Origin of the sequence: Rhizobium sp. Root1203 (genome assembly GCF_001424945.1) — a bacterium.
GTDB lineage: Bacteria > Pseudomonadota > Alphaproteobacteria > Rhizobiales > Rhizobiaceae > Rhizobium.
Genome location: NZ_LMCW01000003.1, coordinates 100,767 through 118,207, shown reverse-complemented (window position 1 = coordinate 118,207; position 17,441 = coordinate 100,767). Strand labels below are relative to the sequence as shown.

General features: G+C 59.9%; 12 protein-coding genes. 9 read left to right on the top strand and 3 right to left on the bottom strand.

Annotation, left to right across the window (positions count from 1 at the left end; all coding sequences use genetic code 11):
* Positions 1–112: 112 nt before the first annotated feature.
* From topA to rpmG, 5 genes are all read left to right on the top strand, one after another.
* Complete coding sequence (gene topA, locus ASC97_RS05025; protein WP_057467253.1) at positions 113–2,764, top strand: type I DNA topoisomerase; 2,652 nt, start codon at positions 113–115, stop codon at positions 2,762–2,764.
* Positions 2,761–5,133, top strand: a complete 2,373-nt coding sequence (gene rnr / locus ASC97_RS05020; protein ID WP_057467252.1) for a ribonuclease R — start codon at positions 2,761–2,763, stop codon at positions 5,131–5,133. The genes topA and rnr overlap by 4 nt, the downstream gene beginning before the upstream one ends.
* A 32-nt stretch (positions 5,134–5,165) precedes the next feature.
* Complete coding sequence (locus ASC97_RS05015) at positions 5,166–5,618, top strand: DUF983 domain-containing protein (protein ID WP_057467251.1); 453 nt, start codon at positions 5,166–5,168, stop codon at positions 5,616–5,618.
* 264 nt (positions 5,619–5,882) lie between these two features.
* A complete protein-coding gene (locus tag ASC97_RS05005; protein WP_057467249.1) occupies positions 5,883–7,067 on the top strand; it encodes an MFS transporter in 1,185 nt (394 codons plus the stop codon).
* Between the two features lie 93 nt (positions 7,068–7,160).
* The gene (gene rpmG / locus ASC97_RS05000; protein WP_003547442.1) at positions 7,161–7,328 is read left to right on the top strand and encodes a 50S ribosomal protein L33; all 168 of its coding nucleotides are present in this window, start codon (positions 7,161–7,163) and stop codon (positions 7,326–7,328) included.
* 738 nt (positions 7,329–8,066) lie between these two features.
* Here rpmG and ASC97_RS04990 read toward each other — a convergent pair.
* Both ASC97_RS04990 and ASC97_RS04985 read right to left on the bottom strand, forming a co-directional pair.
* Positions 8,067–9,434, bottom strand: coding sequence for a PleD family two-component system response regulator (locus ASC97_RS04990; RefSeq protein WP_057467247.1), 1,368 nt, complete (start codon positions 9,432–9,434; stop codon positions 8,067–8,069).
* Positions 9,435–9,452: 18 nt separating this feature from the next.
* Positions 9,453–9,824 carry a response regulator gene (locus ASC97_RS04985; protein ID WP_003547430.1) on the bottom strand — a complete coding sequence of 124 codons (372 nt, stop codon included), beginning with the start codon at positions 9,822–9,824 and terminating at the stop codon, positions 9,453–9,455.
* 132 nt (positions 9,825–9,956) lie between these two features.
* On the opposite strand from ASC97_RS04985, the gene ASC97_RS04980 reads away from it, so the two are divergent.
* From ASC97_RS04980 to ASC97_RS04965, 4 genes are all read left to right on the top strand, one after another.
* Positions 9,957–10,265 (top strand): DUF3572 domain-containing protein, encoded by a 309-nt coding sequence (locus ASC97_RS04980; RefSeq protein ID WP_057467246.1) that lies wholly within the window; start codon positions 9,957–9,959, stop codon positions 10,263–10,265.
* Between the two features lie 2 nt (positions 10,266–10,267).
* Complete coding sequence (locus ASC97_RS04975; RefSeq protein WP_057467245.1) at positions 10,268–10,939, top strand: hypothetical protein; 672 nt, start codon at positions 10,268–10,270, stop codon at positions 10,937–10,939.
* Between the two features lie 108 nt (positions 10,940–11,047).
* A complete protein-coding gene (locus ASC97_RS04970) occupies positions 11,048–12,337 on the top strand; it encodes a DNA polymerase IV (protein WP_057467244.1) in 1,290 nt (429 codons plus the stop codon).
* Positions 12,338–12,430: 93 nt separating this feature from the next.
* The gene (locus ASC97_RS04965; RefSeq protein ID WP_057467243.1) at positions 12,431–13,666 is read left to right on the top strand and encodes a L,D-transpeptidase family protein; all 1,236 of its coding nucleotides are present in this window, start codon (positions 12,431–12,433) and stop codon (positions 13,664–13,666) included.
* 3 nt (positions 13,667–13,669) lie between these two features.
* On the opposite strand, the gene dnaE is transcribed toward ASC97_RS04965, so the two are convergent.
* Entirely contained in the window at positions 13,670–17,161 is a 3,492-nt protein-coding gene (gene dnaE, locus ASC97_RS04960; RefSeq protein WP_057467242.1) for a DNA polymerase III subunit alpha, read from the bottom strand.
* Between the last annotated feature and the right edge of the window lie 280 nt (positions 17,162–17,441).

The window sequence follows — 17,441 nt, the reverse complement described above, 5'->3', positions numbered from 1 at the left end:
AACACTTGACCGAAGCGATTTACCTGTCCATGTCGGAGAACCGGCAATCGTGACACGGCAGGGTCTCTGTCTGCTTATAGGCCGGCCAGCTTCCTTTTCTTAGAGAATCATCATGAATGTTGTAGTGGTGGAATCGCCTGCCAAAGCCAAGACGATCAACAAGTATCTGGGTCCCGGATACAAGGTGCTCGCCTCCTTCGGCCACGTGCGCGACTTGCCCGCCAAGGACGGCTCGGTGCTTCCCGACCAGGACTTCGAAATGCTCTGGGAGGTCGATGGAGCCTCGGCCAAGCGTATGAAGGACATCGCCGATGCGGTGAAGTCTTCCGATGGACTGTTCCTTGCGACCGACCCGGATCGCGAAGGCGAAGCGATTTCCTGGCATGTCCTCGATATGCTGACCAAGAAGCGCGTTCTGAACGGCAAAACGGTCAAGCGCGTGGTCTTCAACGCGATCACAAAGAAGGCCGTGCTTGATGCAATGGCCGATCCACGCGATATCGACGTGCCGCTTGTCGATGCCTATCTGGCGCGCCGTGCACTCGACTATCTCGTCGGTTTCAATCTATCTCCCGTTCTTTGGCGCAAGCTGCCCGGCGCACGTTCGGCCGGACGCGTCCAGTCGGTTGCCTTGCGCCTTGTCTGCGACCGGGAATCCGAGATCGAACGCTTCATCTCCGAAGAATACTGGAACATCTCGGCGCTCCTAAAGACGCCGCGCGGCGACGAATTCGAGGCGAGGCTGGTCGCCGCGGAAGGCAAGCGGTTGCAGGCCCGGTCGATTGGGAACGGTGAAGAGGCCGGCGCGCTCAAGGCGCTGCTCGAAGGCGCTTCCTATGTTGTCGATTCGATCGAGGCGAAGCCGGTCAAGCGCAACCCGGGACCACCCTTCACAACCTCAACGCTGCAGCAGGCCGCTTCCTCCAAGCTGGGTTTTTCGGCATCGCGCACGATGCAGGTCGCCCAGAAGCTCTATGAGGGCTTCGACATTGGCGGCGAGACGGTCGGTCTCATCACCTATATGCGTACAGATGGCGTCCAGATGGCGCCCGAGGCGATCGATGCTGCGCGTGGTGCCATTGTCGATCAATTCGGCCAGCGCTACCTGCCAGAAAAGGCGCGCTTTTATTCCACAAAGGCAAAAAACGCCCAGGAAGCGCACGAAGCCATCCGCCCGACTGACTTCAACCGGACGCCTGACAGGGTGCGCCAGTTCCTCGACGCAGATCAGATCAAGCTCTACGACCTGATCTGGAAGCGCGGCATCGCGAGCCAGATGGCATCTGCAGAAATCGAGCGTACAACGGCCGAAATTACCGCCGACAACAATGGCCAGAAGGCGGGTCTGCGCGCTGTCGGTTCCGTAATCCGCTTTGACGGCTTCATCGCCGCCTACACCGATCAGAAGGAAGATGGCGAGCAGAGCGACGATGGCGACGAGGATGGTCGTCTCCCCGAGATCAATGCGCGCGAAAGCCTCGCTAAGCAGAAGATCAACGCGACGCAGCATTTCACCGAACCGCCGCCGCGCTACTCGGAAGCGACGCTGATCAAGAAGATGGAAGAACTCGGCATCGGCCGCCCTTCCACCTATGCGGCGACCCTGGCAACGCTGCGGGACCGCGAATATGTGACGATCGACAAGCGCAAGCTGATCCCACAGGCAAAAGGCCGACTGGTGACAGCATTCCTCGAGAGCTTCTTCACCAAGTACGTCGAGTACGATTTCACGGCCGATCTTGAAGAAAAGCTCGATCGGATTTCAGCCGGCGAATTGAACTGGAAGCAGGTGCTGCGCGATTTCTGGAAGGATTTCTTCTCCCAGATCGAAGACACCAAGGAGCTGCGCGTCACCAACGTTCTGGATTCGCTGAATGAATCGTTGGCGCCGTTGGTCTTCCCCAAGCGCGAGGACGGTAGCGATCCGCGCATTTGTCAGGTTTGCGGCACCGGCAATCTCTCGCTGAAGCTCGGCAAGTACGGCGCCTTCGTCGGTTGCTCGAACTATCCGGAGTGCAATTTTACCCGCCAGCTGTCGTCCGAAGGCGGCGCGGAGGCCGATGGCGCCGCTATGACCGAGCCGAAAAATCTCGGCACCGATCCGGTTACCGGCGAGGAGCTGACGCTGCGGTCCGGCCGCTTTGGTCCGTACGTCCAGCGCGGCGACGGCAAGGAAGCGAAGCGTGCTTCGTTGCCAAAGGGTTGGAAGCCGGAGGATATCGACTACGAAAAAGCGATGGCGCTGATTTCGTTGCCGCGGGACATCGGAAAGCATCCGGAAAGCGGCAAGATGATTTCGTCGGGCATCGGGCGTTACGGACCGTTCCTGCTGCACGATGGGTCCTACGCCAATCTCGAAACAGTCGAGGACGTGTTCTCGATTGGGCTCAACCGTGCCGTGACCGTGATCGCCGACAAGGCAAGCAAGGCACCGGGCGGGCGTGCGGCTGCGGCCGCGCTGAAGGCACTCGGTGACCACCCCGACGGCGGCGCGATCACCGTGCGCGACGGCAAATACGGACCCTACGTCAATTGGGGCAAGGTGAATGCGACGCTGCCCAAGGGTACCGATCCGCAGGCACTGTCAGTCGAGGAAGCGCTCGTGCTGATCGCGGCCAAGGCCGGCAAGGCGCCGACCACAAAGGGCAAGGCGAAACCGAAAGCCAAGGCCGCGACAAGCGAGGCCAAGGCGACGAAAGCAACGGCAAAGCCGAAAGCGACCAAGGCCAAGACGCCAACGAAATCGAAGAAGAGCCAAGAGTGAGCAGAATTCCGCGCGAGAACATGAAAGGCATGGGCAGGCGTCCCGGCAAAACAGGACGCACCGGCCACGAACCAGCCGTCGAGCAGCCAACCATCGCACACGGTGCTCTGCCCTCTCGCGAGGTCATCCTCCGGTTTATTGCCGATCATCCGCAAAAGGCTTCCAAGCGGGAACTCGCCAAGGCATTTGGGCTCAAAGGGGAGAGCCGTGTCGAACTGAAGCAGTTGCTGCGCGAACTCGAACAGGAAGGCATGCTGCAGAAGACGCGCAAGTCGCTGATCCGCCCCGGCGCGCTGCCACCTGTCACCGTGCTTGACATCACGACGCGCGACAAGGACGGCGAGTTGATCGGCCGGCCGGCGGAGTGGCTGGACGAAATGGGCGTGGCGCCTGCGGTCGCGATCCGGCAGTCGTCTTCTCCAGCCGGACGCAACGGCCGGGGCAAGGCTCCTGTCGCCGGCATGGGCGACCGCATTCTCGCCAAGATCTTTCCCGCCACCGACCGCGGCGGGCCGGCCTACACGGCGCGCATCATCAAGATCCTGGACAAACGTCGCGGCGCCCTTCTCGGCGTATTCAAAGACGCACCAGGCGGCGGTGGACGCTTGCTGCCGATCGAACGCCGCGGCGAGGAAATGCTGATCGATCCCGACTACAAGGGCGAAGCCAAGGACGCCGACCTGGTCGAAGTCGAGGTGGCGCGCCTCGGCCGCTTCGGGCTGCCACGGGCCAAAGTTCTATCCGTCGTCGGATCGGTTGCCTCCGAAAAAGCGATCTCGATGATCGCCATCCACGCACACGGCATTCCCCATATATTCCCCCCGGCAGTCGTTGCCGAAGCCGACGACGCAAAGCCGGCGACCATGTCGCACCGCGAAGACTGGCGCAGCGTCCCGTTGATCACCATCGACCCCGCGGATGCCAAGGACCACGACGATGCGGTGTATGCCGAAGACGATTCATCGCCAGACAACGTAGAAGGCGTCATCGTCACCGTGGCGATTGCCGACGTTTCGTACTACGTGCGTCCGAATTCGCCGCTTGACCGAGAGGCCCTGAAGCGCGGCAACTCCGTCTATTTCCCCGACCGTGTCGTGCCGATGCTCCCGGAACGCATTTCGAACGATCTCTGCTCCCTGAGAGAAGGTCAGGATCGCCCTGCTCTCGCCGTCCGCATGGTATTTTCGAAGGAGGGGCGCAAGATCGGTCACACCTTCCACCGCGTCATGATGAAAAGTGCCGCCAAGCTTTCCTACCAGCAGGCCCAGGCAGCGATCGACGGCACCCCCGACGACAAGACCGGCCCGATGCTGGAACCGATCCTGAAGCCGCTGTGGCACGCCTACAAGGTGATGACACGCGGGCGCGAGCGGCGTCAGCCCCTCGAGCTCGATATGCCGGAACGCAAGATCCTGCTTAAACCCGACGGTACGGTGGATCGCGTTGTCGTGCCCCCGCGGCTCGATGCCCACAAGCTCATCGAAGAGATGATGATCCAGGCGAACGTCTCGGCTGCTGAAACGCTGGAGAAAAAGCGGCAAACGCTGATCTATCGCATCCATGACGGCCCGACGCTTGCCAAGCAGGAAGTTCTGCGCGAATTCCTGGCGACGCTCAGCATCACGCTGCCGAAGGGCGGCAACATGCGCGCCAACAATTTCAACGGGATTCTCGCCAAGGCAGCGGACACACCGCATCAGACGATGGTCAACGAGATGGTGCTTCGCTCACAGAGCCAGGCCATCTACAGTCCGGAGAATATCGGCCACTTCGGCCTGAACCTCATGAAGTACGCGCACTTCACCTCACCGATCCGCCGATACGCAGACCTCATCGTGCATCGCGCGCTGGTCGGTTCGCTCGGCTTCGGCGAAGGGGGCATTACGCCTGACGAGGAAGCAGCACTCGACGACATCGCCGCCGAGATCTCCACCTTCGAGCGCCGCGCCATGGCGGCAGAGCGCGAGACCGTGGATCGGCTGATCGCGCATCACCTTGCAGGACGCGTCGGCGAGGAATTCGAAGGACGCGTAGGAGGTGTGACGAAATCGGGACTATTTGTCGCCCTTCCGGACTATGGAGCCGACGGCTTCGTTCCTATATCTACGCTTGGAACGGACTACTTCATCTATGACGAAGCGCATCAGGCGTTGTCTGGCGAGAAGACCGGCCTCGGTTATCGCCTGGGGGACAGCGTCACGGTGAAACTTGCGGAAGCCATTCCGCTCGCCGGAGCGCTTCGTTTCGAGATGGTCAGCGAGGGGCGCAAAATGCCGACCGCTGTGCGTTCGTTCCACAAGTCCGGTCGGCGCGATGCAAATGCGGCGCGCAAGAAGGCCGGAACAAGGCCCCCGAGAGGGCGGCGATAGGGCGTGTAGGGACGCCAGAAAAGGAAGCGATCATGACGACCACCTCAGGCGACCAGGCCATCCGTTTCGGCGATATCGAGGAGGTCAAGCGCCCGCTCTGGCAATCGATCAAGCGTGGTCTTCTGTGCCGTTGCCCTGCATGCGGCAGCGGCAGGCTGTTCAGGAGCTTCCTGAAGCCCGTGGACAATTGCGCGGCCTGTGGCGAAGCGATGCATCATCATCGCTCGGACGACCTCCCCCCCTATCTGACGATTGTTGTCATCGGCCACGTCATCATTGCCGGATACATGATGACCGACATGGTCTGGCCCATGCCTCTTTGGCTCACCTTCACGATTTGGACGCCGATCACGCTGCTCGCCACACTAATGGTCATCCAGCCGATCAAGGGTGGCGTCATAGCGCTGCAATGGGCCATGAAGATGCATGGCTTCGGCGGACATAATGGTGACGACGAGTACGAGATCCCCGGCCGCCGCCGCTAGGCAATCGCCAGGTTTTCACCATCACGACACATTTCGCGTGTAGTGGGCGACGCTCGAATAAGCTGCGGTCGGCGTACCGCGGCGATAAGATCGCATTCCATGGTAAGTTCAATTGTCTGTATCCATCCAAATTTATTCAGGTTATTGCCGCCGGCGCCTTTCATCTTGTAAAGGACACCCGTCATCCGGATTTGGCGCGCCTGTGCCTCTCTAGGTACGCGGCGGCGCGCGATTCTCCGTAATAGGTCTCTAAGGGATGGATTTATGTCTCAGCCGAGAAACGGCACACCAGGCGATGTCGAGGAAATCCATTGGCCTTCACTGGTGGCAGCCGTCTCGTCCATTTCAGCAGTCGGCATAGCAATCGGCCTTGGGCTTCCCCTTCTCAGCATCATTCTCGAAAAGCGCGGCATCCCATCGACACTCATCGGCCTGAACACGGCGATGGCAGGAATTGCGGCCATGGTGGCAGCACCGATCACGACGAAGCTGGCGCACCGCTACGGTGTCGCACAAACGATGATCTGGGCGGTGGTGATTTCGGCGCTCAGCGCAATCAGCTTCTACTATGCCCAGGACTTCTGGATGTGGTTTCCGCTGCGATTCGCCTTCCATGGCGCAACGACGACACTTTTCATCCTCTCCGAGTTCTGGATCAACGCCGCCTCGCCTCCCTCGAAGCGCGGATTCGTGCTCGGCATCTATGCGACCGTGCTGTCGCTGGGCTTCGCGGCCGGGCCGCTGCTCTTTTCAATCCTCGGCAGCGACGGATTGCTTCCCTTTGCGGTCGGCGCCTGCGCGATCCTTGTCGCCGCAATACCGATCTACATTGCCCGTTATGAAAGTCCCGTTCTTGAAGAGAAGCCGGAGCTGCATTTCATGCGCTACGTCTTCCTTGTGCCAAGCGCCACGGCCGCCGTTTTCATTTTTGGAGCCGTGGAGGCGGGCGGTCTGGCACTATTTCCGATTTACGCCGTGCGCGCGTCCTTCACAGAGACGCAGGCGGCCCTTCTGCTGACGGTCATGGGCGTCGGCAACATGATCTTTCAAATCCCGGTCGGGCTTCTCTCCGACCGCATGAAGGACAAGCGTCCGCTGCTTGCCGGGATGGCATTCATGGGCCTGATCGGCTCGCTGATGTTGCCGCTGCTTGTGCACAGCTGGATCATGATGGCTGGGGTGCTGCTCTTCTGGGGCGGCTGCGTTGCCGGGCTGTACACGGTGGGCCTCAGTCACCTCGGCTCCCGATTGACCGGCTCCGACCTCGCGGCGGCCAACGCAGCGTTCGTCTTCTGCTATGCCGTCGGCACCGTTGCGGGCCCGCAGGTGATCGGCGCTGCCATCGACGTTGCCGGAAACAACGGCTTTCCCTGGGCTATCGCCGGCTTCTTCGGCCTTTATGCCGTGCTTTCCGCCATAAGACTGCTTTTCATCCGAAAGCGGGCTTGACTTTTCGGGCTAGATTCGTAGTTTCGCGCCAGAATTTGCCGTGGAGCCTATCCGGCCTTCCACGGCTTTCATTTTATTAAAGGCAGGACGACCATGGCCAAGGCTACAACAATCAAGATCAAGCTGCTGTCGACAGCCGACACCGGTTTCTTCTACGTCACGACGAAGAACAGCCGCACGATGACGGACAAGATGACGAAGACCAAGTACGACCCGGTTGCTAAGAAGCATGTCGAGTTCAAGGAAACCAAGATCAAGTAATCTCTTGATCTCTTAGGTTCTTCGAAAGGCGCGCGCCAACCGGCTGCGCGCTTTTTCATTTTTTGCCTGTCTGACAAGCGCGGGGGCAGGAAGCACAAACAGAAACGCCGTCCTGCCCGGTTCAACGGGCAGGACGGCGTTTTCATGAAAGGGGGTCGACCGGCAAGCAACGCGGCACGAGGAACCGCTAGTGTTGCATACCAGCCGACCGACCCCACGACCCAGGAGATGCGGCGGACCTGAGCATCATGGGGTATTCTTGCGCCACCAGACGGTAGCGTGTTTCTCTTATGAGCCGATAATTGGCGCGAAAATGAAAGAAAATCAACAAATTCTTAATGGTTAGAATTCCGAGGTTGATTTTATGGTTAAAAGTCCCGCTTTGAAACGTAATTGCGCATATCCGATCCTCTTTCGGGACTAGAATAGCTATTGCGGTGATCAAGGAATGCAAAATATAGCCCAATAGTATTATCGCCATCCTGCTTCCGCTGAAGCTCGGCATTCATCCGGATAGAGGAAATCTACCAGAAGAGGCGATTTAGCCTCATATTTTTTGCTAAACCGCCGTCGTCCTGTGCTTTGCGCCGCACCTTCCAAGAGGCATGGGCCTACCATCCCTTCAAGCGGTACTTGGCTGTATTTCAAACGCCCGCATTGTAAGCCGCGACAAGAGATCCATCACGTTTCTGTGGACGACCGGGAAGTCGCGGCGTTTCAGGTGCCCGCAAACTGGCATCAGGCAGCGGCGACCACGCGATTGCGTCCTGCGTTCTTCGCCTCGTAAAGCGCGAGGTCGGCCTGTTTCATCAGGTGTCCAGGCGTCACGATGGACTGCGTGCGGGAGGAAATACCGAAGGATGCGGTGACATTGAGCTCCTGCCCGGACGACTTCACCAAAAATGGTGCGGTCTCGATCACGGCGCGCAACCGTTCTGCGACGGTTGCAGCAACGTCCGGCGAGGTGTCGGGCATGACGACGACGAATTCTTCACCACCGAACCTGCAGGCAAGATCAGCACCCCTGACGGTCGAGCGCACGCGGTTTGCAAATTCCCTGAGGATGTCATCGCCCGCATCGTGGCCGTAGGTGTCGTTGATCTGCTTGAAACGATCGATATCCGCAATCAGCACCGACAGCGGACGCCCGCGGGCCATCGATCGGCTGAAAAGCGTGTTGATATGATTATCGAGATAGCGGCGATTGCTGAGGCCCGTCAGCGGATCGGTTACAGCCAGCTCGATCGTCTGCTGCACGCTGGTTCGCAGGCGATCGTTATAGTGCTTCCGACGCATCTGGGTGAGGCTGCGCGCCACGAGTTCATTGGGGTCGACCGGCCTGATGATATAGTCGTTCACCCCGAGTTCGAGCGCTCGCACGACCATTTCGTCGTCGCCCTGTTCGGTAATGATGAGGATAGGGAGAAAGCGCGTACGCTCCAGCGACCGCAGTTGCGAGCACAGCCGCAAGGGATCGTAATTGTCAAGATTGGCGTTGACGATCACAAGATCGAAGGCATTCTCGGATGCCTCGAAGAGCGCCGCCTGCGCATCCGATATCGCGAAGACATCGGCGATTGGCTTGAGCGTCTTTATGATGCGTTCCTGTGAATTGGCGCGGCCGTCGACCAGCATGACCTGACCGCCCTCCTCGCCCCGCGTATCGACACGCAGGAGCTCATCGATCCCCATCGTCTGCGCGGTCTGCGCGCGTATCCGCAGCTCATCGCTCAGCGTCTTGAGGCGCAGCAGGCTCTTGACGCGGGCTATCAGTTGGAGATCGTTGACCGGCTTCGTCAGAAAATCGTCTGCTCCGGCCTTCAGGCCGCGCACGCGGTCGGCGGGCTGGTCAAGTGCCGTCACCATGACGACAGGAATATGTGAGGTTTTGGGGTTGGACTTCAGGCGCTCGCACACCTCAAATCCATCCATTCCCGGCATCATGATGTCGAGAAGAATGAGATCGACCTGATTTCGATCGCAAATCGCCAGGGCCTGATAGCCATCGGCTGCCGTCATGACGTCGAAATATTCGGCAATCAGCCGAGCCTCGAGCAGCTTCACGTTTGCCGGGATATCGTCAACGACCAGGATTCGCGCAGTCATAGGCTTCTTTCCGATCTCTCAGGCATCGCCCAGATACGTCTTGATCGTCTCAATGAATTTCGGAACGGATATCGGCTTTGACACGTATGCTTCACAACCGCCCTGCCGGATCCGCTCTTCATCGCCTTTCATGGCAAAAGCCGTCACCGCGATGACCGGGATGACGTGCAGCTCATCGTCCTCCTTCAGCCATTTGGTGACCTCGAGCCCTGAGACCTCGGGCAACTGAATGTCCATGAGGATCAGATCCGGGCGATGCTTGCGTGCAAGATCCAACGCCTCCATGCCATTGCGCGTCTGAATCGTCGTGTAGCCGGATGCCTCGATGAGGTCGCGAAAGAGCTTCATGTTGAGCTCATTATCCTCTACAATCATCACCTGCTTGGGCATGATATGCTGTCCTACGTCCGTTCTGGAAACCGTTCAGCCGCACAAGAATGACATGCGACCGCACGGACCCATGAAACCGATAGCCACATGCTACCGGTATTTGGTTGAAAAATAGGTAATTTCGCGCAAGAAATGCAGAGCAACTTCAAGAAGTCCAAGCAACTCGCCGCAGATCCGAACCAGACCGCCATCGCGGTTCTTGCCTGGCTTGCCAACGAGCCGGATTTGTTCGGTCGCTTTCTCGCCTTGACCGGCGTAGAACCCGCACAAGTCCGCAACGCAATCAACGAGCCGGGCTTCCTGCACGGCATGATGGACTTTCTGATGAACCACGAGCCGACAGCCCTGGCGTTTTGCGAGGCGACCGGCACGGCGCCCGAAGCGCTCAATGCCGCGTGGCTGCATTTTTCGGCGCCCGGGCTCGGCTCAGGGGAGTATTGAGTTTGGACGTCGTCACCAGTCCCCATCACATCACCCTCGGCGACCGGCCGCTCGTCGTGTGCGACATCGACGAAGTGGTTCTCGAGTTTCTCTCGCCATTCACCGTATTTCTGCGGTCCCACAACTACGACCTTCTTCCCCGGTCCTTTCGGCTTCACGGCAACATCGTCTCGCTGCTCGATGGCAGCGAGATGGACAAGGAGCAGGTCTATGCTTTTGAAGACGTCTTCTTCGCGAACCAGCATCTCTGGCAGAAGCCGGCGGAGAGAGCGGTGGAAACACTGCATGCGCTTTCCGTCGACGCAGACGTCGTCTTTCTGACTGCTATGCCGCCCCGGCACCACGGCGTCCGGCGAAAGCTTCTCGACCAGTTCGGCCTCGCCTTCGACATGATCGCATCCGAAGAGCCCAAGGGACCGATCGTCGCCAAGCTGCACAATCGCAGAGACCTGCCTGTCGCATTTGTCGACGATATCCAACGCAATCTCCTTTCTGTTGCCGATCATGTGCCGGAATGCCTGCTCGTCACAATGATGGCCAACACGGACTTCAAGCCCTTCGCGCCGCCGCCGATCGGAGCGATTTTAGCTGCGACCGATTGGGACCACACCGGCAATATTTTGCGCCAACACTTTGCGACGGCGAAATCGAAAGACGTCAGCCCGGTCGCGTAGGCGGCCGCTCCGCGACCCTGCGGATGTGCACCGCAAAACCTCAAGCTCGCCCTTGAGACTCGAAAGCTTAGAGCGTAACGTCGTCGTGTTCAACCTTTGTTCTCACCCATGACACCTGCGCCCACCAAGACACCCGGCTTCTGTCGCGACTGCCTTGCCGAGCAGAAGGCGGAAACGCGTCGCTGCGCGGCGTGCGGCAGCCCTCGCCTCGCCCGGCACAAGGAGCTGTACGAACTGACGCTGGCGCACATCGATTGCGACGCCTTCTATGCCGCAGTCGAGAAACGCGACAACCCCGATCTTGCCGACAAGCCTGTCATCATCGGCGGGGGCAAGCGTGGGGTGGTCTCTACCGCCTGCTACATCGCCCGCATCCATGGCGTCCGCTCGGCCATGCCCATGTTCAAGGCATTGGAGGCCTGCCCACAGGCGATCGTCATCCGCCCCGACATGGAGAAGTACGTCAAGGTCGGGCGTGAGGTGCGCGCCATGATGCAGGAACTGACGCCCCTCGTGCAGCCGCTTTCGATCGACGAAGCCTTCCTGGAACTCGGCGGTACCGAGCGACTTCACCACGACCCTCCCGCACGAACACTGGCGAAATTTGCGCGTCGGGTGGAGCGGGAGATCGGCATCACCGTTTCCGTCGGGCTCTCCTACTGCAAATTCCTTGCGAAAGTCGCCTCCGATCTGCAGAAGCCGCGCGGCTTTTCCGTTATCGGTCGCGAGGAAGCCGTCTCGTTTCTGGCGCCACGGTCCGTGACGACGATCTGGGGCGTGGGGAAGGCGCTCGCAGCCACGCTCGAGGCCGACGGTATCCGTACCATCGGCCAGTTGCAGACCATGGAGGAAACTGACCTGATGCGCCGCTATGGCAGCATGGGACAGCGGTTAGCGCGTCTTTCACGCGGAATGGATGACCGGGAGGTACACCTCAACGATCCGGCCAAGAGCGTGTCTGCCGAAACGACATTCTTCGACGATATTTCCCGCCACACGGATCTCGTGCCGATCCTGCGCAGCCTTTCCGAAAAGGTGTCCTGGCGATTGAAGAAGAGCGGCATTGCCGGGCAAACGGTCGTGCTCAAGATGAAAACGGCCGATTTCAAGTCGCGGACGCGCAACAGGAAACTGGAGGACCCGACCCAGCTCGCAGACAGGATCTTCCGCACCGGTATTGATCTTCTGGAGAAAGAAACAGACGGCACGAAATTTCGCCTGATCGGTATCGGCGTGACCGATCTCTGTGATCCGGCGCGGGCCGATCCGCCAGACCTCGTCGACGTGGACCAGGGGCGTCGAGCCGCCGTCGAGGCGGCGATGGACAAGCTGCGCGACAAGTTCGGTAAAGGTACGGTCGAGACCGGCTATACGTTCGGTGGCAAGCGAGATCACTAGTATGTGAGACAGCCTCACCGACGGGTATTTCAAGTTTTCCTTAAGCTTCCCCGATTAGGCTTGCCTGCAGGTATTGCGTATTGGTTGGTTACAATGTTCTCGCGTCTTGTCTTCGGCCTTGGCTTGCTGTCGGCCACCGCACTCGTGCACCCCGCGCTCGCCGCGGATGCGCGCACGCTGCAGATCTTCGTATCGAAGGACAAGCAATCGCTTGCCGTCTATGACGGTGCCGACGTCATCGCGACATCGAAGGTTTCGACGGGTAAGCCCGGCCACGGAACTCCAAGCGGTATATTCTCGGTGATCGAGAAACAGAAGTACCATGAATCCAACCTCTATTCGGCGGCGCCGATGCCGTTCATGCAGCGGCTGACCTGGTCAGGCATCGCCCTCCACGAATCGAATTCCGTTCCGCGCTATCCGGCTTCGCACGGTTGCGTGCGAATGCCCGCGGCATTTGCAAAGCAGCTCTACAGGATGACCGAAATGGGCGTCCCGGTCATCATAACCGACGCGGAAGTGACGCCAAGGCCGATCGAGCATCCGGCGCTGTTCCACCCCGATGCTCCTGAACCTCCACCGCTGCTTTCCGACGCCGTCCTTCGGCCGGCCATAGGACAGTTACCAGTCCAGGTGGCGATGAACGACGTCGCCATGCCAAGAGCCCAGATGCAGCCTGCAGCGGCGCCGATCAGTGCCGAGCCTATCCGCATTCTCATCACGCGCCGCACGCAGCGCGAAGCAATCATCGACCTGCAGACGTATCTCAACGAACTCGGCTATGCCGCCGGCGATCCGGACGGGATGCTCGGGCCAGCTTCGGTCCAGGCGATCGGCGACTTCAAGGCGCAGCATCCGCTTGAAATCGGTGACGACAAGTCACTGATGAGTGACGCACTGCTGCGAGCCGTCTACGCTGCCGCAGGCAAGGGCGAGCCGCCGAACGGGGTCATCATGATCCGCCAGGGATTCAAGCCCGTCTTCGAAGCTCCGATCACGATCACCGATCCGCGCCTGGCGCTGGGCACGCATTTCCTGACTGCACAGAGCGTCGACCTGGAAAACGGTACAGCGGACTGGCTGGGCGTCACGCTTGCCAATACGCTTTCCAGCCAGACGATGAAGAGATTGGGTATCAGCAATCTTGAAAGTTCGATCATCAGCGGCACGCCGATCTCAAATGCCTTGAGCCGGGTCGACATCCCCGACGAGACGCGCCGGACGATAGATGCCATGCTGACGCCCGGATCGACGATGACCATCTCCGATGCCGGCCTCGGGCACGAAACCGGGGCCGGCACCGACTTCATCACTGTTACCCACCGCTGAGCGTCAAACCAGCTCCACGTCGATGACGCCTGGTGCGGCGCGAAGGGCTGCGGCGATTTCGGGCGTGATGCGGTATTTCTGCGGCAGTTCGACTTCAACCTCGCGCTTGCCTTCTTCCTTGATGACGATGAAGGAAACGAGGCCATCGCCTTTGGCATTGAGGTGTGCCGCGACCGCACGCAATGGCCCGGAATCGCGAACATAGACACGCAACGCCTTCTGCATCTGCAGCGACTTCTCCTCCAGAGACTGGATCGTCTGAATCCTGAGACCGATGCCCTCCGGTCGTTCCTCGCCGGTTGCGGTGATCACAAAGGATTTTCCGGATTCCAGCATGTCGCGATACTGATTGAGCATTTCCGAAAAGAGCACGGCTTCGAACTGGCCCGAGGAATCGGAGAAAACGATGATCCCCATCTTGTTGCCGGTACGCGTCTTGCGCTCCTGCTTGGAAATCACGGTTCCGGCCAGACGCGCATTGCTTGCGCCCTGCTTCACCGCCGCCGAGAAGTCGGCGAAGGTTTGCACGCGCATCTTCTGAAGGACGCTGTTGTAGGAATCGAGCGGGTGGGCGGTGAGGTAGAAGCCGAGAACCTGGAACTCCTTGAGCAGCCGTTCCGACGCGAGCCAGGGCGAGAATGGGGGAAGCGAGATCTTTTCCGGGCCGGACGAAAGGACGCTGCCGAAGATATCCGACTGTCCGCTCAGCTTGTTTTCCTGGGCACGCTGGGCGTAGCCAAGAACACGGTCAAGACCCGCCGACAGTTGCGCGCGATCGAGACCGAAACAATCGAAGCCGCCGGCGTAAATCAGGCTTTCCAGCACGCGACGGTTCACCTGACGGGGGTCGATGCGCAGGCAGAAGTCCTCCAGGCTGGCAAACGGCGTATCGCCGCGAACCGCGACAATGTGCTCGACCGCGGACTCGCCGACACCCTTCAGCGCCGCGAGGGCGTAATAGATGCGGTCGTCGCCGGTTTGGAAATGGCGAAACGACGTCTGCACTGAAGGAGCAATGACCTCGATACCGAGACGCTTGGCATCCTGGCGGAAGTCGTTGACCTTTTCGGTGTTTGACATATCCAGCGTCATGGAGGCGGCGAGGAACTCCACCGGATAATGCGCCTTCATATAGGCCGTCTGGTAGGAGACGATTGCGTAGGCGGCGGCATGCGACTTGTTGAAGCCGTAGTTTGCGAACTTCGCCAGCAGCTCGAAGATATTGTCGGCCTGCGGCTTCGAAACGCCATTCCTGATAGCGCCGTCGACGAAGCGCTCGCGCTGCTGATCCATCTCCGCCTTGATCTTCTTACCCATGGCGCGGCGCAGAAGGTCCGCTTCGCCGAGCGAATAGCCGGACAGGACCTGGGCGATCTGCATCACCTGTTCCTGATAGACGATGACGCCCTGCGTTTCCTTGAGCAGGTAGTCGATCGTCGGATGGATCGACTCGATCTCCTCCTCGCCGTGCTTGCGCGCGTTGTAGGTCGGAATGTTCTCCATCGGCCCCGGACGGTAGAGTGCCACCAGCGCGATGATGTCCTCGATGCAGTCGGGTTTCATGCCGATCAGCGCCTTGCGCATGCCGGCACTTTCAACCTGGAACACGCCGACCGTTTCGCCGCGCGACAGCATCTCGTAGGTCTTCTTGTCATCGAGCGGGATCGCAGCAAGGTCGACACTGATGCCGCGCTTGGCGACGAAGTCCACGGCGACCTTCAAGACGGTCAGCGTCTTCAGGCCGAGGAAGTCGAACTTCACGAGACCCGCCTGCTCGACCCATTTCATGTTGAACTGGGTGACCGGCATGTCCGACCGAGGATCGCGGTACATCGGCACGAGCTTCGACAGTGGGCGGTCGCCGATGACGATGCCCGCGGCATGGGTCGAGGCATGGCGATAGAGCCCCTCGATCTTCTGGGCGATGTCGAGCAGTCGAGCAACGACAGGCTCCTTCGCCGCCTCCTCCTGTAGCTTCGGCTCCTCCTCGATCGCCTTCGAGAGCGGCGTCGGGTTGGCAGGATTGTTCGGAACGAGCTTGCAGATCTTGTCGACCTGCCCGTACGGCATCTCCAATACGCGGCCGACGTCGCGCAGCGCCGCACGGGCTTGCAGCGAACCGAAGGTGATGATCTGGGCCACCTGCTCGCGACCGTACTTCTGCTGCACGTAACGGATCACCTCTTCGCGGCGATCCTGGCAAAAGTCGATATCGAAGTCCGGCATCGAAACGCGTTCGGGATTGAGAAAGCGCTCGAAGAGGAGCGAGAAACGCAGCGGATCGACATCGGTGATCGTCAACGCATAGGCGACAAGCGAACCCGCACCCGAACCACGGCCGGGGCCGACGGGGATGTCATGCTGTTTCGCCCACTTGATGAAGTCCGCAACGATCAGGAAGTAGCCGGGGAACTTCATCCGCTCGATGACGCTCAGCTCGAATTCCAGGCGCTCGCGGTAGTCCTTCTCCTCGTACCCGGGCGACATGCCGAGCGTTTCAAGGCGCTTGTCCAGCCCCTCCACAGCCTGACGGCGGAGCTCAAGCGATTCTTCGCGCTCTGCCTCTTCCGGATCGGCAGTCGCACCGGTAAAGCGCGGCAGGATGGGCTTGCGGGTCTTCAGGACAAAGGAGCATCGCCGCGCGATCTCGAGCGTGTTCTCCAGGGCCTCGGGCAGATCCGCAAACAGCTTTACCATCTCGGCGCGGCTTTTCAGATAGTGGTCCGGCGTCAGGCGGAAGCGGCTGTCGTCGGACACGATCGCATTGTGAGCCACGGCCATGAGGGCGTCATGCGCGTCGTAATCGTCACGCGTCGGAAAGAAAGCCTCGTTGGTCGCGACCAGCGGCAGATCGTGCGCGTAGGCGAGCCCGATCACCCGCTGTTCATGGCGCTTATCATAGGTACCGTGGCGCTGAAGTTCGACATAGAGCCTGTCGCCGAAACGCTGTTTCAATGACAACAACCGCGCTTCGGCCTGCGCTGCGTGGCCCTCTCTCAGCGCCATGTCGATCGGTCCGGTCGACGCACCCGTCAGCGCAATCAGGCCTTCTGTTCCGATCTCGTCCAGCCAGGAAGAGCGGATGTGAACCGATTGCCCTCCGCCCTCGTCACCGAGATAGGCCCGGCTGACCAGGTCCACGAGCCGCTCGTAGCCGGCGTCTGTCGCCGACAGCAGCACGATCGACGGCAGTTTCACGAGTGCCTGCTGGCCGCCGCGCCGATCCGTCTCGAGGCCGTCTTCCATGTCGATGGAGACCTGACAGCCGATGATCGGCTGCAGGCCATCGTCCATCGCCTTCTGCGCAAACTCGAGGGCGACGAACAGATTGTTGGTGTCGGTGATGGCGATCGCCGGCTGGCTGTCGGCCGCTGCCTTGTAGAGGATCTTCTTGAGCGGCAGAGCGCCCTCAAGAAGCGAATAGGCCGAATGGACACGCAGATGAACGAACCCCGGCGTTCCGCCGATGAAACCGTCCTGCTCCGTATCCGCCATAACATGCCCTTCCAATCGCCACGATGAATCGGGCCATTGTCGGCTTTGTCAGCGAGAGTGTCCAGACGACGTCCTGCATTCGGACCGCATGGCAGCCATGCGGTCCCCTGAATTCTACATTGCCATGCAAATCAGCGAGAAGCTGGCAACGAACATTGCGATGGAGGTGAATGCTGCGATATCACGGATCATATCAGTCATTTGGCTCTCCTGTGCTCTTATGTTTTTATTTTGTTCTGCACATGTTCTATTGTCAACAGGAATCTTTTCCGCTCTTCTG